The organism is Cupriavidus basilensis (genome assembly GCF_029335485.1).
Lineage (GTDB): Bacteria > Pseudomonadota > Gammaproteobacteria > Burkholderiales > Burkholderiaceae > Cupriavidus > Cupriavidus basilensis_E.
Map to the genome: position 1 here is coordinate 1 of NZ_JARJLM010000224.1, position 21,440 is coordinate 21,440.

The following is a 21,440-nucleotide window of genomic DNA, read 5'->3' on the forward strand; positions in this document are numbered from 1 at the left end:
CCTGGCCTTGTAGGCGGCCAGTTCGGCGCGGGTGGGGAGCTTGCCGTGCACCAGCAGGTGGGCGATCTCTTCAAACTCGCAGGTCTCGGCGATGTCGAGGATGTCGTAGCCGCGGTAGTGCAGGTCGTTGCCGGTACGGCCGACCGTGCACAGGGCGGTATTGCCGGCGGTCACGCCCGACAGGGCGACGGATTTCTTCGGCTTCGGGGCGGTCTGCCGGACTGGCTGCTGTGCTGACGGCTGCTCTGACATCGCGTCTCCTGTCTGGCCTCTCACCCGCGCTCGGCCCGGGTTCGGCGCTGTGTTACACGGCGGTCGCCGCCCTGGCGCGCGCCAGGGCGGCGCTGGCAACGTTCATGCAAAGAAGTGGTCCAGCACATTGCCCGGCAGGTCGGCGCCGGTGGCGTGCGCGCGCTGCAGCAGCGACCAGTAATAGCGGTAGCTGGCGCGGTCGTGCAACTGGCCCTGGTGGCGGATCGGCGCCCAGCTGTTCTCATAGGCGGCCAGCAGGATCTCGCTGGCCGCGCCGATCTCCGAGCCGCTCGGGCGGAAGGCGCTGACGATCGGCTCGATCTGGCTTGGGTGGATGCTCCATTTGCGCAGGTAGCCGAATTCGGCGCGCGCGCGCAGGGCGTCGCTGCCGGCGCACGCGGGCTGCTCGATATTGGTGCTGACGTTGTGCGAGGGCACCTTGCCGTGCCGGTGGCAGGCGGCCGAGATCTCGAGCATGGCACGCCGGATCAGCGGGTGCTCGAATTGCTCGGGCGAGCGCATGGCGTCGCCGGGGATGGCGCCATGGTGGGCCGAGACGAAGTCCATCAGGCCGAAGCTCAGGCATTCCACCTGCACCAGCCTGGCAATGTCGAACACCTGCTCCACTGCGGCGTGTGTCTCTATCAGCACATGGATGGGGATGTGGCGCGCGATTCCGGCTGCGCGCGCCACCTGGTTGACGTGGTCCGTCACGCGCGCGACCTCGACCACGTCGGTCACCTTGGGCACCACCACGTAGGCAAGGCGCGCACCCGCGCTGCCGACCAGGATGTCGATGTCCTGGCGCCAGCCCGGGTGGGCCGGGTCGTGGATGCGAACGCCTACGCGGTTAAAGCGGTTCTGCGGACCGTTGACGAGGCGGGCGCACAATTCGGCGTGTTCGCGCTCCAGGCCGACGGCGGCGCCGTCTTCGCAGTCGAAGGTGATGTCGAAGACGGGCCCAAGCTCTTGCTGCAGGGCAAGCGATTTCAGCATCAGCTTTTCACTGCCGGCATAGTGGTCGCAGACCGGCAGTTGGGCCGGGATGGCTTCGCCCTGGAACAAGACCTCGGATGGATGCACTTTATTCGATCGGATAGCGGTGGGAGGGGAGGACGGCGGCGCCGGAATGAAAAAAACCGGAGCCCGCGCCGATTCGTGAATCGTTGCGAGGCCCCGGTTTAGTCATTGGCGTTGCCTGGGTCAGCCGAGCAGGTGCTGCACGCCGGCACGCTCTTCTTCCAGTTCCTTGAGCGTGATGTTGATCTTTTCCTGGCTGTAGGCGTCGATTTCGAGGCCCTTGACCATTTCGTACTTGCCGTTGGCGGTGGTCACGGCGAAGCCGAACATGGTGTCTTCGGGGATGCCGTAGGAACCGTCCGACGGGATGCCCATGGTCACCCACTTGCCGTTCGAGCCCAGCACCCAGTCATGCACGTGGTCGATGGCGGCGTTGGCGGCCGAAGCAGCCGACGACAGGCCACGGGCCTCGATGATGGCGGCGCCGCGCTTGCCGACGGTCGGCAGGAACACGTCGTTGTTCCAGGCGTGGTCGTTGATCAGGTCCTTGACGCTCTGGCCGTCGACGGTCGCGTAGCGGTAGTCGGCGTACATGGTCGGGCTGTGATTGCCCCAGACGAACATCTTCTCGATCGACGAGACCGGCTTGCCGGTCTTGGCGGCGATTTGCGACAGGGCACGATTGTGATCCAGGCGCAACATGGCAGTGAAGTTTTCCTTCGGCAGGTTCGGTGCCGACTTCATCGCGATGTAGGCGTTGGTGTTGGCCGGGTTGCCGACCACCAGCACCTTGACGTTGCGGCTGGCGACTTCGTCCAGCGCCTTGCCCTGCACCGTGAAGATCTGGGCGTTGGCTTCGAGCAGGTCCTTGCGCTCCATGCCCTTGCTACGCGGACGCGCACCGACCAGCAGCGCCACGTCTGCATCCTTGAATGCAACCTTGGGATCGTCGGTGATCACGACGCCGGCCAGCAGCGGGAACGCGCAATCTTCCAGTTCCATCACCACGCCCTTGACAGCGGCCTGGGCTTGCGGGAGGTCGAGCAGTTGGAGGATGACCGGCTGGTCTTTGCCGAGCATGTCGCCGTTGGCGATGCGGAACAGCAGGGAATAGCCGATCTGGCCAGCGGCGCCGGTGACTGCGACGCGCATTGGGGCTTTAGCCATGAGTAATTCTCCAAACGATAAGAGGGGGAAACTGGTCGGTGGCGCGTCGGAGGGTGGTCCGGACGTCACCGGGTGCGGGTTTGTCGCCACGGCGGCACGCGGCAATCCGCCGGCGCGCTGCAAGCGTTACCGACTGGAGGAAGCCACTACGGATCATGGGTGCGACAAAGCGTAAGTCTACTGCGAAGAGGGGTGCTGCATCCAGAGCGGGTGCCGGCGTCAAACCTGAGGGAGTGTAGGCCGACCCTCTTGTATTGTCAATTCATATGTCTTATATAAGACATAAGACATTTAATGCCGCGCTGGACGCCCCGCGCGGTTTTGTGGTGAAATCCGGCTATGTCATCCCTGCCCACGTCCCTCGCCGGCACTGCCGTTGCTGCAGTGCAGGATAATGGCGCCGCTGCGTCCGGCGCCGGGACGCAGCCGTCCACGGCGGCGGCCTCGCCCACCTTCAGCCCCCTCTACCAGCAGATCAAGGCGCTTATCACGCAGAGCCTGCAGTCCGGCGAATGGAAGCCGGGTGAGATGATCCCCAGCGAGATGGACCTGGCGGCCCGCTACAAGGTCAGCCAGGGCACCGTGCGCAAGGCCATCGACGAACTCGCCGCCGAGAACCTGGTGGCGCGCCGCCAGGGCAAGGGTACCTTCGTCACCACCCACCATGAGGACGGCGTGAAGTTCCGTTTCCTGCGCCTGGTGCCGGATGAGGGCGAACCGCATTATGGCGCAAGCCAGGTGCTCGAATGCAAGCGCCTGCGCGCGCCGGCCGAAATCGCGCGCCTGCTCGACATCCGCACCGGCGACAGCGTGGTGCAGATCCGCCGCGTGCTGTTTTTCTCCGGCGAAGCCACCGTGCTGGACGAGATCTGGCTGCTGGGCACGAATTTCAAAGGCCTGACGGCCGAGAAGCTGACCGAATGGAAGGGCCCGATGTATGCGCTGTTCGAGGCCGAGTTCGGCACGCGCATGATCCGGGCGAGCGAGAAAATCCGCGCGGTGGCTGCAGATAGCGCCGCCGCGGCATTGCTGAACGTGGAAGCGGGCGCGCCGCTGCTATCCGTGGAGCGCGTCTCGTTCACCTACGGCGACCGGCCCGTCGAAGTCCGGCGTGGCCTGTACGTAACCACCCGGCACTATTATCAGAACGATTTGAGTTGAGTTCTCGCGCCAGGATCCGTCTCGATTATTGCTGGCGCTGCGATGGCCGGGCCCCGTTGTTGCGCGAAGCAGGGAAATATGACGCCGTGATATGGTTGCGTGCGATTGTCGGGCACGCCATGCTGATGCGCGATAGCTGAAAATTATTGGTGCGGCGCGCAACAAAAGCGCTAAAATTGTGTGGATTTGCTCCAGTTGCATTCATTTGCATCCAGGGCCATTCAGAAGTCAGTAGTTTCGTTTTTTGTTTACCGCAAAATGGGGTCTCGCATGGCTGAAGCCAAACAAGCCAGGCCGGAGTTCCGGAACATCCATGTCACGCAGCTGGTGCGTTACAGGTTGCCCTGGGCCGGCAAGGTGTCCATCCTGCATCGCGCAAGCGGTGCCCTGATGTTCCTCCTCCTTCCTTTCGTCCTGTATCTCTTCGAGCAGAGCGTCACCTCGGAACTGAGTTTCGCAAAGTTCTCGGCGCTTTTGTCCGGTGGCTTCGTCAAGCTGGTTCTGCTGGCCCTGATCTGGGGTTACCTGCATCACTTCTGCGCCGGCATCCGTTTCCTGCTGCTCGACGTGCACGTCGGTGTGACCAAGCCGGCATCGGCCAAGTCCGCTGTCGCCGTGCTGATCATCAGCCTGTTGCTCACCGCGATTTTCGGCCTGAAGCTGTTCGGCCTGTTTTGAGGAGAGTCAAGGTGGCAAATAATAATATCGGTCCCAAGCGTCTTGTCGTCGGTGCGCACTACGGTCTGAAAGACTGGCTCGCGCAACGCGTCACCGCTGTCATCATGGTGGTTTTCACCGTCGTGCTGGCAGTCGCCTTCCTGCTCTCGAACGGCGCTTCCTACGAAGCGTGGGCAGGTCTCTTCGCCAATCAATGGATGAAGATCATCACGTTCCTCACCATCCTGTCGCTGCTGTTCCACGCCTGGATCGGTGTGCGCGACATCTGGATGGACTACATCAGCGCGATGGCCGTGCGCCTCGTGCTGCAAGTTCTTACCATTCTGTGGCTCGTCGGTTGTGCGGGCTACGCAGCTCAGATTCTCTGGAGGGTGTAATAAATGGTCGCAGTCAAGACTGGATTGCCGCGTCGTCGCTTTGACGTGGTCATCGTCGGGGCGGGCGGCGCTGGGATGCGCGCATCCCTCCAGCTCGCAGAAGCCGGCCTGAACGTCGCCGTGCTCTCCAAGGTTTTCCCGACCCGCTCGCACACCGTGGCGGCGCAGGGCGGTATCGGTGCCTCGCTGGGCAATATGAGCGAGGACAACTGGCACTATCACTTCTACGACACCATCAAGGGTTCCGATTGGCTGGGCGACCAGGACGCAATCGAATTCATGTGCCGTGAAGCTCCGAAGGTCGTCTACGAGCTCGAACACTTCGGCATGCCGTTCGACCGTAACCCCGACGGCACCATCTACCAGCGTCCGTTTGGCGGCCATACCTCCAACTACGGCGAGAAGCCGGTCCAGCGCGCCTGCGCCGCGGCCGACCGTACCGGCCACGCGCTGCTGCACACGCTGTATCAGCGTAATGTGCGTGCAAAGACGCATTTCTTCGTCGAGTGGATGGCGCTGGACCTGATCCGCGACGCCGATGGCGACGTGCTGGGCGTGACCGCGCTGGAGATGGAAACCGGCGAAGTCTATATCCTCGAGGCCAAGACCACGCTGTTCGCCACCGGTGGCGCCGGCCGTATCTACGCCGCTTCGACCAATGCCTTCATCAACACCGGTGACGGCCTGGGCATGGCAGCGCGCGCCGGCGTGCCGCTCGAAGACATGGAGTTCTGGCAGTTCCACCCGACCGGCGTGGCCGGCGCGGGCGTGCTGATCACCGAAGGCGTGCGCGGCGAAGGCGGTATCCTGCGCAACAAGGACGGCGAACGCTTCATGGAGCGCTATGCGCCGACGCTGAAGGATCTGGCGCCGCGCGACTTCGTCTCGCGCTCGATGGACCAGGAAATCAAGGAAGGGCGCGGTTGTGGCCCGAACGGCGACTACGTGCTGCTGGACCTGACGCACGTCGGTGCCGACACCATCATGAAGCGCCTGCCGTCGATCCGCGAGATCGGCGTCAAGTTCGCCAACGTCGACGCGATCAAGGAACCGATCCCGGTGGTGCCGACCATCCATTACCAGATGGGCGGTATCCCGACGAACATCAACGGCCAGGTGGTGGCGCCGAAGAACGGCAACCCCAACGAGGTCATCAACGGTTTCTACGCGATCGGCGAATGCTCCTGCGTGTCGGTGCACGGCGCCAACCGCCTGGGTACCAACTCGTTGCTGGACCTGGTGGTGTTCGGCCGCGCTGCCGGCAACCACATCGCGGCGACCGCGATCAAGCAGAAGGAACACAAGCCGCTGCCGGCCGATGCCGCCGACCGCGCCATGTCGCGCCTGGCCAAGCTGCAGTCGTCGACCTCGGGTGAATACACCCAGGACGTGGCCAACGACATCCGCAAGAACATGCAGTCGCATGCGGGCGTGTTCCGTACGCAGAAGCTGATGGACGAAGGCGTCGAGCGCATCCTCGAAGTGACCGAGCGTGCCAACAACATTCACCTGAAGGACAAGTCCAAGGTCTTCAACACCGCACTGGTGGAAGCCCTGGAAGTGGCCAACCTGGTGGAAGTGGCGAAGGCCACCATGATCTCGGCGGCTGCCCGCAAGGAGTCCCGCGGCGCGCACGCGCACAGCGACTTCCCGAACCGTGACGACGAGAGCTGGCTCAAGCACACCCTGTTCTACAGCGAAGGCAACCGCCTCGATTACAAGCCGGTGAAGATGAACCCGCTGACGGTGGAGAGCGTTCCGCCCAAGGCCCGGACCTTCTAAGCACCGCCGTAGACGACCCACAGGACCCACAGAAATGAAGCGTATTTTCGAAGTCTACCGCTACGATCCGGACAAGGATGCTGCGCCTCGCATGCAGACTTACGAGGTCGAGCTCGACGGTCATGAGCGCATGTTGCTGGACGCGCTGGTCAAGCTGAAGAAGCTGGACGAAACCATCTCGTTCCGCCGTTCCTGCCGAGAAGGCGTGTGCGGTTCGGACGCGATGAACATCAACGGCAAGAATGGTCTGGCCTGCCTGACCAATATGCGCGAGCTGCCGGACCGCATCGTACTGCGTCCGCTGCCCGGCCTGCCGGTGGTGCGCGACCTGATCGTCGACATGACGCAGTTCTTCAAGCAGTACAACTCGATCAAGCCTTACCTCATCAACGACGAGCCGCCGCCCGAGAAAGAGCGTCTGCAATCGCCCGAGGAACGCGACGAGCTGGACGGCCTGTATGAGTGCATCCTGTGCGCAAGCTGCTCGACGTCGTGCCCGTCGTTCTGGTGGAACCCGGACAAGTTCGTCGGCCCGGCCGGCCTGCTGCAAGCCTATCGCTTTATCGCGGACAGCCGCGACCAGGCGACCAACGAGCGTCTGGACGACCTGAACGACCCGTATCGCCTGTTCCGTTGCCACAGCATCATGAACTGCGTCGACGTTTGCCCGAAGGGGCTGAACCCGACCAAGGCCATCGGCAAGATCAAGGAGCTGATGGTTCGCCGCTCGGTCTGATCCGCGCGGTGGTTGTAAGCGGCGCGTCAGTCCGGGCTATCAAACTGCATACCCGACCGGCGCGCCGGAAGCAGGTACCTATGACCGAAAGTGTTTCCCCCAGTTTCTCCCACCAGGCCGACCCGCACCGGCGTGCGCGACTGCGCTGGCGCGCGCGGCGCGGCCTCCTGGAGAACGACATCATCGTCGAACGTTTTTTCAACCGTTACGAAGAAAGCCTGTCCGACCAGGACGTGGCCGCGCTCTCCGAGCTCTTCGAGCTGAGCGACAACGAGTTGATGGACCTGCTGCTTGCCCGCAAGGAGCTGGACGGTGAGCTCGACACGCCCCCGATGCAGCACGTTATCGCCATGCTGCGTTCGGTCTGAGTTTCGTCAACATTATTAGTCAAGCATTAGAAGGAACCGACATGACGCCGTCCGATGTGAAAGCCACGCTATCGTTTTCCGATGGTTCCCCCAGCGTCGAGCTGCCGATTTACAAGGGCACGGTCGGCCCCGATGTGATCGATATTCGCAAGCTGTACGGTCAAACCGGCAAGTTCACCTATGATCCCGGTTTCATGTCGACGGCTTCGTGCAATTCGAAGATCACCTATATCGACGGGGACAAGGGCGAGCTGCTGTACCGCGGCTACCCGATCGAGCAGCTGGCGACCAAGTGCGACCACCTGGAAACCTGCTACCTGCTGCTCAAGGGCGAACTGCCCAACGCCAAGCAGAAGGAAGAGTTCGTTGGCGCCGTGATGAACCACACCATGGTGCACGAGCAGCTGCAGTTCTTCCTGCGGGGCTTCCGCCGCGACGCGCACCCGATGGCGGTGCTGACGGGCCTGGTGGGCGCCATGAGCGCGTTCTACCACGACGCCATGGACATCGACGATCCGCACCAGCGCGAAATCTCCGCGATCCGCCTGATCGCCAAGATGCCGACCCTGGTCGCGATGGCATACAAGTACAACATCGGCCAGCCGTACATCTATCCGCAGAACGACCTGTCCTACTCGGGCAACTTCATGCGCATGATGTTCGCCACGCCGTGCGCCCCGTACCAGGTGAACCCGGTGCTCGAGCGCGCGCTCGACCGCATCTTCATCCTGCACGCCGATCACGAGCAGAACGCCTCGACCTCCACGGTGCGCCTGGCGGGCTCCTCGGGCACCAACCCGTTCGCCGCCATCGCCGCCGGCGTGGCCTGCCTGTGGGGCCCGGCCCACGGTGGCGCCAACGAGGCCGCCCTCAAGATGCTGGAAGAGATCGGCAGCGTCGACAACATCACCGAGTTCATCAAGCAGGTCAAGGACAAGAACTCGGGCGTGCGCCTGATGGGCTTTGGCCACCGCGTGTACAAGAACTACGACCCGCGCGCCAAGCTGATGCGCGAGACCTGCTATGAAGTGCTGAACGAACTGGGCCTGCACAACGACCCGCTGTTCAAGCTCGCCATGGAACTGGAAAAGATCGCGCTGGAAGACGAATACTTCGTCAGCCGCAAGCTGTACCCGAACGTGGACTTCTACTCGGGCATCGTGCAGCGCGCGCTGGGCATCCCGACCTCGCTGTTCACCTGCATCTTCGCGCTGGCCCGCACCCCGGGCTGGATCTCGCAGTGGGAAGAGATGATCACCGATCCGGAATACAAGATCGGCCGTCCGCGCCAGCTGTTCAACGGCGCGGCAAGCCGCGACGTGCCGGAAATCGGCAAGCGCTGAGCTTTTCGCGCAGGGCGGGGAGACCATACTGAAGGAGGGTGTGGCTGACCAGGCAGGGGAGCGCAACCCCTGCCGATGCCCTGTAAGCAGCGCAGCAATACCAAACGCCCCGGCTACGCCGGGGCGTTTGTCATTCAAGGGAAACGGCGCTTGTGCGTTGCAAAAGAGAAATTGCGAAATAGGTGGCGAATACATCAATTTTCGACGATTTGTGCCGTATTTACCCTAACCCGTCCTCATTTGTTGTGCAAATTTGCCATCCAACGAGGGAATTGACCCTATAATGCGGGCTGCTTTGCCGACAGCAGCCGGGCCACCCTTCCGGACTGCGTTGAGGCGAGCGGGGCAGGCGAATCACCTGCGCAATAGAGAACGCATCAACGTTGTCTTTCCGAACCAAGGTCCTCTCCAGTATCGGGAGGGCTGGCACATGCCGGGCCCCGCACACGCTTTTTTCTGCAGGCCCGTCTTCCGCGTCTCGGGCGTCTTTCGGTTGTAGCTCGCGGGTGTTGTTCGATTGCGCAGGTCATGCCGCCTCAGCCCATGACCCATACATAATCGAGGAGCTCCTGATGACGCTGTCCCGTCTTACGTCCATCTCCCTGGCCACGGCCCTGGTCGCTTTCGGCGCCGCTGCCAACGCAGAAACCATCAAGATTGCCATTGCCGGCCCCATGAGCGGCTCGGTCGCCCAATACGGCGACATGGTCAAGGCCGGTGCGCTGACTGCCATCGAGCAGATCAATGCAGCCGGCGGTGCGGGCGGCAACAAGTTCGAAGCGGTGCTGATGGACGACGCCTGCGAGCCCAAGCAGGCCGTGGGGGTGGCCAACAAGATCGTCAGCCAGAAGATCCACTACGTGATCGGCCACGTGTGCTCGGGCTCGACCATTCCCGCCTCCGACATCTACGAGAACGAAGGCATCGTCATGGTGACGCCGTCGGCCACCGCGCCGCAGCTGACCGAGAACAAGAAGCGCAAGTTCATCTTCCGCACCATCGGCCGCGATGACCAGCAAGGCCCGGCTGCCGCCCACTTCATCATTTCCAAGGTCAAGCCGAAGAAGGTCGCGATCCTGCACGACAAGCAGTCGTACGGCCAGGGCATCGCCTCCTCGGTGAAGAAGGATCTGGAAGCGGCCAAGATTCCCGTGGCCGTGTTCGAGGGCATCAACGCCGGCGATTCGGACTACTCCGCGGTCATCACCAAGCTCAAGTCGCAAGGCGTGGACTTCGTCTACTTTGGCGGCTATCACCCCGAAATGGGCCTGCTGCTGCGCCAGGCGCGCGAGCAGGGCGTCAAGGCGACCTTCATGGGTCCCGAAGGCGTGGGCAACAAGGACGTGACGGCCATCGCCGGTGCGTCTTCCGAAGGCATGCTGGTGACGCTGCCGGCCGACTTCTCGGCCGATCCGGCCAACGCCGGCCTGGTCAAGGCTTTCTCCGACAAGAAGCGTGACGCCAACGGCCCGTTCCAGATGCCGGCCTACGCCGCTGTGCAGATCATCGGCGACGCCATCGCCGGCGCCAAGAGCACCGATCCGGCCAAGGTTGCAGCGTACATGCACAAGAACGCCTTCCAGACCCCGATCGGCAAGGTCGAGTACGACGCGCAGGGCGACCTGAAGTCGTTCCGCTTCGTTGTGTTCACCTGGCACAAGGACGCCACCAAGACCGCTGCCAACTAAGCCGCACACCGGCTTTGCACGCCCCGCTCACGGTTTGAGCGGGGCGTTTTGGTATCGGGGTCCGGGCTGCCCGGCGGCAATGGCTTGATCGCCGTGTGCCGGCCGAGGCAATGCCGGCGTGCGGAGCGCGCGCTGCCTGCCGGCACGAGCGGCATGTCGCGCGCCTCCCGCTTCTCAGTTATGGGGCTTCCCGCATGAACGAGTTCCTTCCACAGTTCACCCAGCAACTGGTCAATGGCCTGACGCTGGGTGCGATCTATGCACTGATCGCCATTGGCTACACCATGGTCTACGGCATCATCGGCATGATCAATTTTGCCCACGGCGAGATCTATATGATCGGTGCCTACGTGGGCCTGGTGACGCTCACCGCGATCGGCGCGCAGGCGGGTTATCCGCTGCCGCTGGTGCTGGGCGGCGCCTTGCTGGTGTCCGTGATGGTCACCGGCCTGTACGGCTTCGCCGTCGAGCGGGTGGCCTACCGCCCCTTGCGCGGCGGTCCGCGGCTGGTGCCGTTGATCTCCGCCATCGGTATGTCGATCTTCCTGCAGAACTACGTGCAGATCGGGCAGGGCGCGCGCGACGTGTCCGTGCCGGTGCTGATCTCCGGCGCCATCGAGTTCCAGATGGGCGGCGATTTCACCGTGACCGTGCCGTATTCGCGCCTGCTGATCGTGGGCGTGACGCTGGCGCTGATGATCGCGCTGACGCTGTTCATCGGCCACTCGCGCATGGGCCGCGCCTGCCGCGCCTGCGCCGAAGACATGCGCATGGCCAACCTGCTCGGCATCGACACCAACCGCGTGATCTCCTTCACCTTCGTGCAGGGTGCGATGTTGGCGGCGGTAGGCGGCGTGCTGATCGGCCTGACCATCGGCAAGCTCAACCCTTATATCGGTTTCGTGGCCGGCATCAAGGCCTTTACCGCGGCCGTGCTGGGCGGCATCGGCAGCATTCCCGGCGCCATGCTGGGCGGCGTGCTGTTGGGCCTGGCCGAGACCTTCGCCTCGGGCTATATGCCGGCCGAGTACAAGGATGTGGTGGCATTCGGCCTGCTGGTGCTGATCCTGCTGTTCCGCCCGACCGGCCTGCTGGGCAAGCCCGACGTTGAAAAGGTATGAGGACGCCATGACGCAAGCTATTTCCACGCAAGTCAATGTGGCGCAAGCCACCCCGGTCTCCGACACGCTCAAGAACGCCGTGACCGCGGCCGTGATGACGGCCATCCTCACGATTCCCGTGCTTGGCCTGCAACTCAAGCTGGACGGCTACAAGGTGGTGCTCGAGCCGCACTGGCAGCCGGTCTGGCTGGCGGTGGGTGCGGTCTTCCTGTTCCAGTTGTTCAAGCCGCTGTTCCTGCGCGCCAGCGCCGGCGTCAGGCTGCCGAGCGTGCCCGCGCTGGGCAACGTCCAGCAGCGCAAGGTGATCTGGCTGCTGCTGGCGGTCGGCCTGGTGTTCCCGTTCTTCGGCTCGCGCGGCGCGGTGGACGTGGCCACGCTGGCGCTGATCTACGTGATCCTCGGGCTCGGCCTGAACATCGTGGTGGGCTACGCCGGTCTGCTCGACCTGGGCTATGTCGGCTTCTACGCGGTGGGCGGCTATACCTACGCGCTGCTCAACCAGTACTTCGGCCTGAGCTTCTGGGAGTGCCTGCCGATCGCGGCCTGCATGTCGGCGACCTTCGGCTTCCTGCTGGGCTTCCCGGTGCTGCGGCTGCGCGGCGACTATCTCGCCATCGTCACGCTGGGCTTCGGCGAGATCATCCGCCTGCTGCTCAACAACCTGACCAGCCTGACCGGCGGCCCGGACGGCGTGTCGGGCATCCCGAAGCCGACCGTGTTCGGCATCGAGATGGCGCGCAGCGCCAGCGTGGAGGGCGCCAAGACCTTCCACGAACTGCTGGGCTGGGATTACAGCGGCGAGCACATGGTGATCTTCCTCTATCTGCTGGCGCTGCTGCTGGTGGCCTTCACGCTGTTCGTCACCAGCCGGCTGATCCGCATGCCGATGGGGCGGGCGTGGGAAGCCTTGCGCGAGGATGAAATCGCCTGCCGTTCGCTGGGCCTGAACCCGACCCGCATCAAGCTGTCGGCGTTCACGCTGGGCGCGGCCTTCGCCGGCCTGGGCGGCGCCTTCTTCGCCGCGCGCCAGGGCCTGGTCAATCCCGAATCGTTCACCTTTATCGAGTCCGCGCTGATCCTGGCCGTGGTGGTGCTGGGCGGCATGGGCTCGCAGCTGGGCGTGATCCTGGCGGCCATCCTGCTGACCGTGCTGCCCGAGGTGGCGCGCGGTTTCGCCGAATACCGCATGCTGATCTTCGGCCTGGTGATGGTGCTGATGATGATGTGGCGTCCGCAGGGCCTGCTGCCCGCGAGCCGCCCCCATGTGGAGTTGCCGCAATGAGCCAAGTTCAACAAGCGGAACTGCTGAAAGTCTCCGGCCTGCAGATGCGCTTCGGCGGCCTGCTGGCGGTCGACGGCATCGATTTCGATGTGCGCCGCGACGAAGTCTTCGCCATCATCGGGCCCAACGGCGCGGGCAAGACCACGGTGTTCAACTGCGTGGGCGGCTTCTACAAGCCGACCGCCGGCGAGGTCGCGCTGGACGGGCAATCGATCGCCCGCCTGCCCAGCCACCAGGTGGCGCGCCGCGGCCTGGTGCGCACCTTCCAGAACATCCGGCTGTTCAAGCAGCTGACGGTGGTGGAAAACCTGCTGGTGGCGCAACACCTGCAGGTGCGCTCCGGCCTGTTGCGCGGGCTGTTTGCCACGCCGGCCTATCGCCGCGCCGAGCGCGAGGCGCTCGAACGCGCGGCCGTGTGGCTGGAGCGCATGGGTCTGCGCGGCGTCGCCAACCGCGAGGCGGGCACGCTGTCGTACGGCCACCAGCGCCGGCTCGAGATTGCGCGCTGCATGATCACCAACCCCCGCCTGCTGATGCTGGACGAGCCGGCTGCCGGCCTCAATCCGCAGGAGAAGGTCGAGCTGTCGCAACTGATCGACCAGCTGCGGCGCGAGTTCAAGATATCGGTGCTGCTGATCGAGCACGACATGAGCCTGGTGATGGGCGTGTCCGACCGCATCCTGGTGATGGAGCACGGCCGCCCGATCGTGATCGGCAAACCGGCGGAAGTGCGCAACGATCCGCGCGTGATCAAGGCTTACCTGGGAGAGGACTAATGCTGAAGCTGGAACAGGTCCATACTCACTACGGCGCCATCGAAGCGCTGTCTGGCGTATCGATCGAAGTCAAGAAGGGCGAGATCGTCACGCTGATCGGCAGCAACGGCGCCGGCAAGACCACGCTGATGATGACCGTGTGCGGCTCGCCGCGCGCCTCTAGCGGCCGCGTGATGTTCGAAGGGCAGGACATCACGCGGCGTCCCACCCACGAGATCATGCGTCTCGGCATGGCGATCTCGCCGGAAGGGCGGCGCGTGTTTCCCAGCCTGACCGTGCTGGAAAACCTCAAGATGGGCGGCTTCTTCGGCAAGCGCGACGAGATCGAGGCGGGCATCGAGCACGTCTACAAGCTCTTTCCGCGGCTGAAGCAGCGCTCCGCCCAGCGCGCCGGCACCATGTCCGGCGGCGAGCAGCAGATGCTGGCCATCGGCCGCGCGCTGATGAGCCGGCCCCGGCTGCTGCTGCTGGACGAGCCCACGCTCGGCCTGGCGCCGCTGGTGATCGCGCAGATCTTCGACATCATCCGGACCATTCGCGACGAAGGTGTCACGGTGTTCCTGGTCGAGCAGAACGCCAACAAGGCGCTCGGCGTGGCCGACCGTGGCTATGTGCTGGAAACGGGGCGCGTAGTGCTGGCGGACACCGGTGCCAATCTGCTGGCGAACGACCGCATCAAGAGCGCCTACCTGGGCGGTTGAGCGGAGGCCCCGAAGCGCCGGCCTGAAGCGCTGGCCGACGCTGACAGGGTGCGCCAAAAACCATCAGCCATGACGACGGCTGTCACGCCCTCTCCCCTCATGGGGAGAGGGCGCAAACCGGGCGGTGCAAGTTGCGCCCGGGACACCTCCCTTTTCGCCATCGGCGAAATCCCCCTTTCGCCAATCACATTACATCTGCGCCGCCGGATGGCCAGGGCAGGGGGTAAGCGCGCGCTATCGCTGTGGCATAATCGATTGCGAAGTCAAGCATCGCAGCAAGCCGCAGTTCATTGCCCGCATTCCTGCGAAAAATCCCCGCAAACTACCGCGCGACGCCGCCAACCGTGCTGTTCCTGACGGTCCCGGCCCGCCCCCCTGCATCATGGCCAAGACGCTTTACGACAAACTTTGGGATGACCACACCGTGCACGTCGAGGATGACGGCACCACGATGCTGTACATCGACCGCCACCTGCTGCACGAAGTCACCAGCCCGCAGGCGTTCGAAGGGCTGAAGCTGGCGCAGCGCCCGGTATGGCGCATCAGCGCCAACCTGGCGGTGTCGGACCACAACGTGCCGACCACCGACCGCAGCCAGGGTATCGCCGATCCGGTGTCGAAGCTGCAGGTGGACACGCTGGATACCAACTGCGACGCCTATGGCATCACCCAGTTCAAGATGAATGACCTGCGCCAGGGCATCGTGCACGTGATCGGGCCGGAACAGGGCGCCACGCTGCCGGGCATGACGGTGGTGTGCGGCGATTCGCATACCAGCACGCACGGCGCGTTCGGCGCGCTGGCGCACGGCATCGGCACCTCCGAGGTGGAGCACGTGCTGGCCACGCAGACGCTGCTGGGCAAGAAGGCCAAGAACATGCTGGTGCGCGTGGAAGGCAAGCTGCCGCGCGGCTGCACCGCCAAGGACATCGTGCTGGCCGTGATCGGCAAGATCGGCACCGCTGGCGGCACCGGCTACACCATCGAATTCGCCGGCTCGGCGATTCGCGACCTGACCATGGAAGGGCGCATGACGGTGTGCAATATGGCCATCGAAGCCGGCGCACGCGCGGGCCTGGTGGCGGTGGACGACGTCACGCTCGAATACGTCAAGGGCCGCCCGTTCTCGCCGCAGGGCGTGGAGTGGGAGCACGCGGTGGCCTACTGGCGCACGCTGCATTCGGACGCCGGTGCGCACTTCGACCAGGTGGTCGAGCTGCGCGCGGAAGAGGTCCGTCCGCAAGTGACCTGGGGCACCTCGCCCGAGATGGTGGTCAGCATCGAGGACCGCGTGCCGGATCCCGAGAAGGAAAAAGACCCGAACAAGCGCAACGCCATGGAGCGCGCGCTGGAGTACATGGGCCTGCAGCCCAATGTGCCGGTGGACAGCATCAAGATCGACAAGGTCTTCATCGGTTCGTGCACCAACTCCCGCATCGAAGACATGCGCGCTGCCGCGTGGGTCGTGCAGAAGCTGGGACGGCGCGTGGCTGGCAACGTGAAGCTGGCGATGGTGGTGCCGGGTTCGGGCCTGGTCAAGGAACAGGCCGAGCGCGAGGGGCTGGACAAGGTCTTCAAGGCCGCCGGCTTCGAATGGCGCGAACCGGGCTGCTCGATGTGCCTGGCCATGAATGCCGACCGCCTGGATCCGGGCGAGCGCTGCGCCTCGACCTCGAACCGCAATTTCGAGGGGCGCCAGGGCGCGGGTGGCAGGACGCACCTGGTGAGCCCGGCGATGGCTGCCGCGGCCGCCATCGAAGGCCACTTCGTCGATATCCGCCAGCTCGGCTAAAGCGCGCAGGCTCATCATGAAACAAGCCCTGATCGTCATGCTGGCATGCCTTGGCATGCCGCAGCTGACCGGCTGCAATACGATGGCCGGTCTTGGCAAGGACACTCAGGCCGCAGGCCGCTCGCTCCAAAGCGCGGCACGGAAGTAAGGAACCGACCATGGACAAGTTCACTGTACACAGCGGGCTCACGGTGCCCCTGGACCGCGAGAACGTCGACACCGACGCCATCATCCCCAAGCAATTCCTCAAGTCGATCAAGCGCACGGGCTTCGGCCCGAACCTGTTCGACGAGTGGCGCTACAAGGACGTGGGCGAGCCCGGCCAGGACAACAGCAAGCGCCCGCTCAACCCGGATTTCGTGCTGAACCAGCCGCGCTACCAGGGCGGCTCGATCCTGCTGGCCCGCCGCAACTTCGGCTGCGGCAGTTCGCGTGAGCATGCGCCCTGGGCGCTGACGCAGTACGGCTTCCGTGCCGTGATCGCACCGAGCTTCGCCGATATCTTCTTCAACAACTGCTACAAGAACGGTCTGCTGCCGGTGGTGCTGACCGAGTTGCAGGTCGACCATATCTTCAACGAAACCAATGCGTTTGACGGCTACAAGCTGACGATCGACCTCGACCAGCAGTTGGTGATCACGCCGGGCGGCGAAAGCTACCCGTTCGATATCGCGCCGTTCCGCAAGTACTGCATGCTCAACGGCTTCGACGATATCGGTTTGAGCCTGCGCCATGCCGACAAGATCAAGGCTTACGAGGCGGAGCGCGTGGCGAGGATGCCGTGGCTGAACAATCGCGTGGTTGGCTGAGACTGGCTGAAGTCGGCTGGAAGGCCTAGACATAAAAGGAAGACAGAGCATGAAAATCGCAGTCCTGCCGGGTGACGGCATCGGTCCCGAGATCGTCGCGGAGGCCGTCAAGGTCCTGAACGCGCTCGACGAGAAGTTCGAGCTGGAAACCGCGCCGGTCGGCGGCGCCGGCTATGAGGCCAGCGGCCATCCGCTGCCCGACGCCACGCTCAAGCTGGCCAAGGAAGCCGACGCCATCCTGTTCGGCGCGGTCGGCGACTGGAAGTACGACAAGCTGGACCGCCCGCTGCGTCCCGAGCAGGCCATCCTCGGCCTGCGCAAGCACCTGCAGCTGTTCGCCAACTTTCGTCCGGCGATCTGCTATCCCGAGCTGACCGGCGCCTCCAGCCTGAAGCCCGAGCTGGTGGCCGGCCTGGACATCCTGATCGTGCGCGAACTGAACGGCGACATCTACTTCGGCCAGCCGCGCGGCATGCGCGAGGCGCCGGACGGCCCCTTCCAGGGCGCGCGCGAAGGCTTCGACACCATGCGCTACAGCGAGCCGGAAATCCGCCGCATCGCGCACGTGGCCTTCCAGGCCGCCGCCAAGCGCGGCAAGAAACTGTGCAGCGTGGACAAGGCCAACGTGCTCGAGACCTTCCAGTTCTGGAAGGACGTCGTGATCGACGTGCACAAGGAATATCCGGACGTCGAGCTGTCGCACATGTACGTGGACAACGCGGCCATGCAGCTCGTCAAGGCACCCAAGAGCTTCGACGTGATCGTTACCGGCAATATGTTCGGCGACATCCTGTCGGACGAGGCTGCCATGCTGACCGGTTCGATCGGCATGCTGCCGTCGGCCTCGCTGGATGCCAATAACAAGGGCCTGTACGAGCCGTCGCACGGTTCCGCGCCCGACATCGCCGGCAAGGGCGTGGCCAATCCGCTGGCCACCATCCTGTCGGCGGCGATGATGCTGCGTTTCTCGCTGAACCGTGCCGAACAGGCCGACCGCATCGAGAACGCCGTCAAGAAGGTACTGGCCCAGGGCTATCGCACCGGCGACATCCTGACGCCGGGTTGCAAGCAGGTCGGTACGCGCGAGATGGGCGAGGCCGTCCTGGCCGCGCTGTAAGCGGTATCAAGTTGAAAAGGCGCCGCATGCGGCGCCTTTTCTTTTATTTGTCCCCGATTTCCCCCGTGTGGCAGCGCCACAAAATCGTGTAGACTTTGCGAATGGTCCGAATCTTCCAGTCCCCCTCGACTGCCATCGCCGCCCCGGTTGCTACCCGCAGCCCGGTTGGCCTGGGTTCGCACGGCCACCCGCTTACCGCAACGACGATTAAAACCATTACTACCAAAGCGATCGGCTAGATCGTTCGTCGTGCCTGCTCGTCTTCCCCGCGCAGTCACGTCGGGCGAAGAAAGCGCGGGGAAGTTCAAATCACATCCGAGGTTAGTCATGATTGTAGGTCTCGTCGGCTGGCGAGGAATGGTCGGTAGCGTCCTGATGCAACGCATGCAGGAAGAGCGCGATTTCGACCATATCGAGCCCGTATTCTTCAGCACGTCCAACGCTGGTGGCCAGGCCCCGGCCATGGCCAAGAATGAAACCAGACTCCAGGACGCGAACGACATCGAAGCGCTGAAGAAGTGCGACGTGGTCCTCACGGCCCAGGGCGGCGATTACACCAACGAGATTTTCCCCAAGCTGCGCGCGGCTGGCTGGAAGGGCTACTGGATCGACGCGGCATCCTCGCTGCGCATGAAGGACGATGCCATCATCGTGCTGGATCCGGTCAACCTCGGCGTCATCAAGGACGCGCTGTCCAAGGGCGTGAAGAACTTCATCGGCGGCAACTGCACCGTCAGCTGCATGATGATGGGCCTGGGCGGCCTGTTCCAGCACGACCTGGTCGACTGGATGACCTCCATGACCTACCAGGCCGCTTCCGGCGGCGGCGCGCAGCACATGCGCGAGCTGCTGACCCAGTTCGGCACGCTCAACGCCTCGGTCAAGTCGCTGCTGGACAACCCGGCATCGGCCATCCTGGAAATCGACCGCACCATCCTGGCGACCCAGCACGGCCTGTCGGCCGACGAAACCAAGCAGTTTGGCGTGCCGCTCGCCGGCAACCTGATTCCCTGGATCGACAAGGACCTGGGCAACGGCGTGTCGCGCGAAGAATGGAAGGCCGGCGCCGAGACCAACAAGATCCTGGGCCGCGGCGAAGGCTTCCTGGGTGCCACCGGCGCCGCGCCGATCGCCGTGGACGGCTTGTGCGTGCGCATCGGCGCCATGCGCTGCCATTCCCAGGCGCTGACCATCAAGCTGCGCCGCGACGTGCCGCTCGACGAGATCGAAGGCATGCTGGCGGACAACAACCAGTGGGCCAAGGTGGTGCCGAACACGCGCGAGGCCAGCATGACCGACCTCACGCCGGCCGCCGTGACCGGCACCCTGACCATTCCGGTGGGGCGCCTGCGCAAGATGCAGATGGGCGGGGAATACCTGTCGGCCTTCACCGTCGGCGACCAGCTGCTGTGGGGTGCCGCCGAGCCGCTGCGCCGCATGCTGCGCATCCTGATCGAAGCCTGAGTCGGGAACTGGCCGTGGGGGGGCCTCAAGCACATGTCTTAGGGCATGTCTCGTGGCACTGCTCCGGCTGCCTCGGGGATTCGTTGCGGCAAGGCAACAGAAACCCCGGGCTTTGACGACAACGCCGCGCCTGTGCGCGGCGTTGTCGTTCCCGGCTGCCTATTTCCCCTGGCGTTGCGTCACAATACATCCGGCATATGCCGGGCTGCGGGGCGGTTTCCGCACGCCCGTACGAGTTGGCGCAGGGCTCAGTCAGGACGCTAACTTGCTGCGCTAAACCATTGATGTTAAGTTAATTTCACTATTCAGTGCCCTGCTTCGCAAGTTCACGGCTTCAACGAATTCCGGAACCGGGGCACTGGAACACAACACAACGGAGCACAAGGTGAGTGTGAGCCAACATCGCCGGAAAGATGCGCCTACCGCCCGTCAGCGCTGGTCAACGCTGGCCTTCACGGCACTCGGCTTGCTGCTCGCGCAGCCGGCCGCGTATGCCGCGGGGTTCGGGCAATTGCGGGTACAGTCGAATCTGGGTCAGCCGCTGCAGGCGGAAATCGATATCAGTGGCGTCAGCGCGGAGGAAGCGGACGGGCTTTCCGTCAAGCTGGCACCGCCCGATGCGTACGCCAAGGCCGGCCTGACCTATCTGCCGGCGGTCAGCAGCCTGCGCCTGCAGGTCGAGCGCCGCGCCAATGGCAGCTACGTGGCGCGGGTCCGCTCCAACCAGCCGATCAGCGAGCCTTTCGTCGATATCCTTGTCGACATGACGTGGGCCAGCGGCAAGGTGTCGCGTGCCTATACCTTCCTGCTGGATCCCGCCGGCGCCAAGCCGTCCAACCAGACGTTTTCGCCCACCACCGTGGTGCAGGCCGGAACGCCAGACGAATCCGGTGCCATCAGTCCGGCGCCCGCTGCGCCCGCGCCAAGCGCCGCGCCCGTAGTGGGCGTGGTCCCGGCCCCTGCGGAGCCGCGTCCGGCCGCCAGGCCGCAGGCAAAAGCCCCTGTTCCCGCTCCGCATGCGCGCCGCGCCGCCTCCCCGGCGGCCGATGGCGCCGCCGCGCCTGGCGGCACTTACACCGTGCAGCACGGCGACAACCTTTCCGCCATTGCCGGCGAGGCCTCGCAGGGACAGGAGTCGGTGTCGCTCGACCAGATGCTCCTGGCGCTCTACCGCAATAACCCCAACGCGTTTGTCGGCGGCAATATGAACCGCCTCAAGGCCGGTGCCGTCCTCAAGGTGCCCAGCCAGCAGGAAGCGCAGTCCGTCACACCGCGCGCCGCGCGCCGCGAGGTGGTGGCGCGCACGCAGGGCTTTGATGCGTACCGCAGCCGCCTGGCTACGGCAGCCGCCGCGCGTTCGGTCGAGGCCGGCAGCGGTCGGGAGCAATCGGGCAATGTCACCGCGCGCGTGCAGGAGCAGGCCGCGCCGGCCGCCGGCCCGCGCGACGAACTCAAGCTCAGCAAGCCCGAGCGTGGCAGCCAGGCGGCGGCCGCGGCCCAGGCGGAGAGCAACATTGCCAAGGATCGGCAACTCAAGGAGGCCGAGGCACGCCTCGCCCAGCTTGAGAAGAACCTTAACGACATGCAGCGGCTGGTCGAGCTGAAGAACGCCGAGATCGCCAAGCTGACCCAGGCCCAGAAGGGCACGGGCAAGGACGCTGCAGCACCCGCCGCGGCGCCGGCGGTGGTGCCGGCCGAGCCGGTCAAGGCCGATGCGGTGGCACCGGCTGCCACGACCGGTGCGGCTGGCTCCGGTGCGAGTGCCGCCGCCACTGCTGCTGCTGCTGCCAATGTAGCTTCGGCCCC

General features: G+C 64.4%; 21 protein-coding genes. 18 read left to right on the forward strand and 3 right to left on the reverse strand.

The window, feature by feature from the left end; translation table 11 throughout:
* The 3 genes from P3W85_RS13110 to P3W85_RS13120 form a co-directional block, all read right to left on the reverse strand.
* Positions 1-252: citrate/2-methylcitrate synthase (locus P3W85_RS13110; RefSeq protein ID WP_276265102.1), on the reverse strand; the 252-nt coding region annotated here is incomplete at its 3' end.
* A gap of 102 nt (positions 253-354) precedes the next feature.
* Positions 355-1,335: an HpcH/HpaI aldolase/citrate lyase family protein gene (locus tag P3W85_RS13115; RefSeq protein ID WP_035805791.1), complete on the reverse strand. Its 981-nt coding sequence runs from the start codon at positions 1,333-1,335 to the stop codon at positions 355-357.
* Positions 1,336-1,455: 120 nt separating this feature from the next.
* Positions 1,456-2,439: a malate dehydrogenase gene (locus tag P3W85_RS13120; protein ID WP_035805794.1), complete on the reverse strand. Its 984-nt coding sequence runs from the start codon at positions 2,437-2,439 to the stop codon at positions 1,456-1,458.
* 339 nt (positions 2,440-2,778) lie between these two features.
* On the opposite strand from P3W85_RS13120, the gene P3W85_RS13125 reads away from it, so the two are divergent.
* The 18 genes from P3W85_RS13125 to P3W85_RS13210 form a co-directional block, all read left to right on the forward strand.
* A complete protein-coding gene (locus P3W85_RS13125; RefSeq protein WP_017224301.1) occupies positions 2,779-3,600 on the forward strand; it encodes a GntR family transcriptional regulator in 822 nt (273 codons plus the stop codon).
* A 270-nt stretch (positions 3,601-3,870) separates the two neighbouring features.
* The gene (sdhC, locus tag P3W85_RS13130) at positions 3,871-4,278 is read left to right on the forward strand and encodes a succinate dehydrogenase, cytochrome b556 subunit (protein WP_017224302.1); all 408 of its coding nucleotides are present in this window, start codon (positions 3,871-3,873) and stop codon (positions 4,276-4,278) included.
* An 11-nt stretch (positions 4,279-4,289) separates the two neighbouring features.
* The gene (sdhD, locus tag P3W85_RS13135; protein WP_017224303.1) at positions 4,290-4,655 is read left to right on the forward strand and encodes a succinate dehydrogenase, hydrophobic membrane anchor protein; all 366 of its coding nucleotides are present in this window, start codon (positions 4,290-4,292) and stop codon (positions 4,653-4,655) included.
* 3 nt (positions 4,656-4,658) lie between these two features.
* The gene (sdhA, locus tag P3W85_RS13140) at positions 4,659-6,437 is read left to right on the forward strand and encodes a succinate dehydrogenase flavoprotein subunit (protein WP_035805797.1); all 1,779 of its coding nucleotides are present in this window, start codon (positions 4,659-4,661) and stop codon (positions 6,435-6,437) included.
* A gap of 34 nt (positions 6,438-6,471) precedes the next feature.
* A complete protein-coding gene (locus P3W85_RS13145) occupies positions 6,472-7,173 on the forward strand; it encodes a succinate dehydrogenase iron-sulfur subunit (protein ID WP_017224305.1) in 702 nt (233 codons plus the stop codon).
* Between the two features lie 80 nt (positions 7,174-7,253).
* The gene (locus P3W85_RS13150; RefSeq protein ID WP_017224306.1) at positions 7,254-7,541 is read left to right on the forward strand and encodes a succinate dehydrogenase assembly factor 2; all 288 of its coding nucleotides are present in this window, start codon (positions 7,254-7,256) and stop codon (positions 7,539-7,541) included.
* Positions 7,542-7,582: 41 nt separating this feature from the next.
* Positions 7,583-8,884 carry a citrate synthase gene (gltA, locus tag P3W85_RS13155; protein ID WP_276265103.1) on the forward strand — a complete coding sequence of 434 codons (1,302 nt, stop codon included), beginning with the start codon at positions 7,583-7,585 and terminating at the stop codon, positions 8,882-8,884.
* A 572-nt stretch (positions 8,885-9,456) separates the two neighbouring features.
* A complete protein-coding gene (locus P3W85_RS13160) occupies positions 9,457-10,572 on the forward strand; it encodes a branched-chain amino acid ABC transporter substrate-binding protein (protein WP_017226346.1) in 1,116 nt (371 codons plus the stop codon).
* 194 nt (positions 10,573-10,766) lie between these two features.
* A complete protein-coding gene (gene livH, locus P3W85_RS13165) occupies positions 10,767-11,693 on the forward strand; it encodes a high-affinity branched-chain amino acid ABC transporter permease LivH (RefSeq protein WP_017226345.1) in 927 nt (308 codons plus the stop codon).
* Positions 11,694-11,700: 7 nt separating this feature from the next.
* Positions 11,701-12,975: a high-affinity branched-chain amino acid ABC transporter permease LivM gene (locus tag P3W85_RS13170; protein ID WP_017226344.1), complete on the forward strand. Its 1,275-nt coding sequence runs from the start codon at positions 11,701-11,703 to the stop codon at positions 12,973-12,975.
* Positions 12,972-13,751 (forward strand): high-affinity branched-chain amino acid ABC transporter ATP-binding protein LivG, encoded by a 780-nt coding sequence (livG, locus tag P3W85_RS13175; protein ID WP_017226343.1) that lies wholly within the window; start codon positions 12,972-12,974, stop codon positions 13,749-13,751. Before P3W85_RS13170 ends, livG begins: the two co-directional genes overlap by 4 nt.
* Entirely contained in the window at positions 13,751-14,452 is a 702-nt protein-coding gene (locus P3W85_RS13180; RefSeq protein ID WP_017226342.1) for an ABC transporter ATP-binding protein, read from the forward strand. Before livG ends, P3W85_RS13180 begins: the two co-directional genes overlap by 1 nt.
* A gap of 382 nt (positions 14,453-14,834) precedes the next feature.
* Complete coding sequence (leuC, locus tag P3W85_RS13185) at positions 14,835-16,244, forward strand: 3-isopropylmalate dehydratase large subunit (protein ID WP_276265104.1); 1,410 nt, start codon at positions 14,835-14,837, stop codon at positions 16,242-16,244.
* Between the two features lie 16 nt (positions 16,245-16,260).
* On the forward strand, positions 16,261-16,392 hold the full coding sequence (locus P3W85_RS13190) for an entericidin A/B family lipoprotein (protein WP_276265105.1): 132 nt from the start codon (positions 16,261-16,263) through the stop codon (positions 16,390-16,392).
* Positions 16,393-16,402: 10 nt separating this feature from the next.
* Entirely contained in the window at positions 16,403-17,053 is a 651-nt protein-coding gene (gene leuD / locus P3W85_RS13195) for a 3-isopropylmalate dehydratase small subunit (protein WP_276265106.1), read from the forward strand.
* 49 nt (positions 17,054-17,102) lie between these two features.
* On the forward strand, positions 17,103-18,170 hold the full coding sequence (leuB, locus tag P3W85_RS13200) for a 3-isopropylmalate dehydrogenase (RefSeq protein ID WP_017226338.1): 1,068 nt from the start codon (positions 17,103-17,105) through the stop codon (positions 18,168-18,170).
* 327 nt (positions 18,171-18,497) lie between these two features.
* Positions 18,498-19,634, forward strand: a complete 1,137-nt coding sequence (gene asd, locus P3W85_RS13205) for an aspartate-semialdehyde dehydrogenase (RefSeq protein WP_276265107.1) — start codon at positions 18,498-18,500, stop codon at positions 19,632-19,634.
* A gap of 385 nt (positions 19,635-20,019) precedes the next feature.
* A partial coding sequence (locus P3W85_RS13210; protein WP_276265108.1) for a type IV pilus assembly protein FimV occupies positions 20,020-21,440 on the forward strand: 1,421 nt, incomplete at its 3' end.

Coding starts and splice junctions, on each gene's coding strand:
- livH (WP_017226345.1), top strand. CDS start 10,767: ATGAACGAGTTCCTTCCACAGTTCACCCAGCAACTGGTCAATGGCCTG.
- leuC (WP_276265104.1), top strand. CDS start 14,835: ATGGCCAAGACGCTTTACGACAAACTTTGGGATGACCACACCGTGCAC.
- P3W85_RS13125 (WP_017224301.1), top strand. CDS start 2,779: ATGTCATCCCTGCCCACGTCCCTCGCCGGCACTGCCGTTGCTGCAGTG.
- asd (WP_276265107.1), top strand. CDS start 18,498: ATGATTGTAGGTCTCGTCGGCTGGCGAGGAATGGTCGGTAGCGTCCTG.
- P3W85_RS13120 (WP_035805794.1), bottom strand. CDS start 2,439: ATGGCTAAAGCCCCAATGCGCGTCGCAGTCACCGGCGCCGCTGGCCAG.
- sdhA (WP_035805797.1), top strand. CDS start 4,659: ATGGTCGCAGTCAAGACTGGATTGCCGCGTCGTCGCTTTGACGTGGTC.
- P3W85_RS13145 (WP_017224305.1), top strand. CDS start 6,472: ATGAAGCGTATTTTCGAAGTCTACCGCTACGATCCGGACAAGGATGCT.
- leuD (WP_276265106.1), top strand. CDS start 16,403: ATGGACAAGTTCACTGTACACAGCGGGCTCACGGTGCCCCTGGACCGC.
- gltA (WP_276265103.1), top strand. CDS start 7,583: ATGACGCCGTCCGATGTGAAAGCCACGCTATCGTTTTCCGATGGTTCC.
- P3W85_RS13150 (WP_017224306.1), top strand. CDS start 7,254: ATGACCGAAAGTGTTTCCCCCAGTTTCTCCCACCAGGCCGACCCGCAC.
- P3W85_RS13180 (WP_017226342.1), top strand. CDS start 13,751: ATGCTGAAGCTGGAACAGGTCCATACTCACTACGGCGCCATCGAAGCG.
- sdhC (WP_017224302.1), top strand. CDS start 3,871: ATGGCTGAAGCCAAACAAGCCAGGCCGGAGTTCCGGAACATCCATGTC.
- livG (WP_017226343.1), top strand. CDS start 12,972: ATGAGCCAAGTTCAACAAGCGGAACTGCTGAAAGTCTCCGGCCTGCAG.
- P3W85_RS13170 (WP_017226344.1), top strand. CDS start 11,701: ATGACGCAAGCTATTTCCACGCAAGTCAATGTGGCGCAAGCCACCCCG.
- P3W85_RS13190 (WP_276265105.1), top strand. CDS start 16,261: ATGAAACAAGCCCTGATCGTCATGCTGGCATGCCTTGGCATGCCGCAG.
- P3W85_RS13160 (WP_017226346.1), top strand. CDS start 9,457: ATGACGCTGTCCCGTCTTACGTCCATCTCCCTGGCCACGGCCCTGGTC.
- leuB (WP_017226338.1), top strand. CDS start 17,103: ATGAAAATCGCAGTCCTGCCGGGTGACGGCATCGGTCCCGAGATCGTC.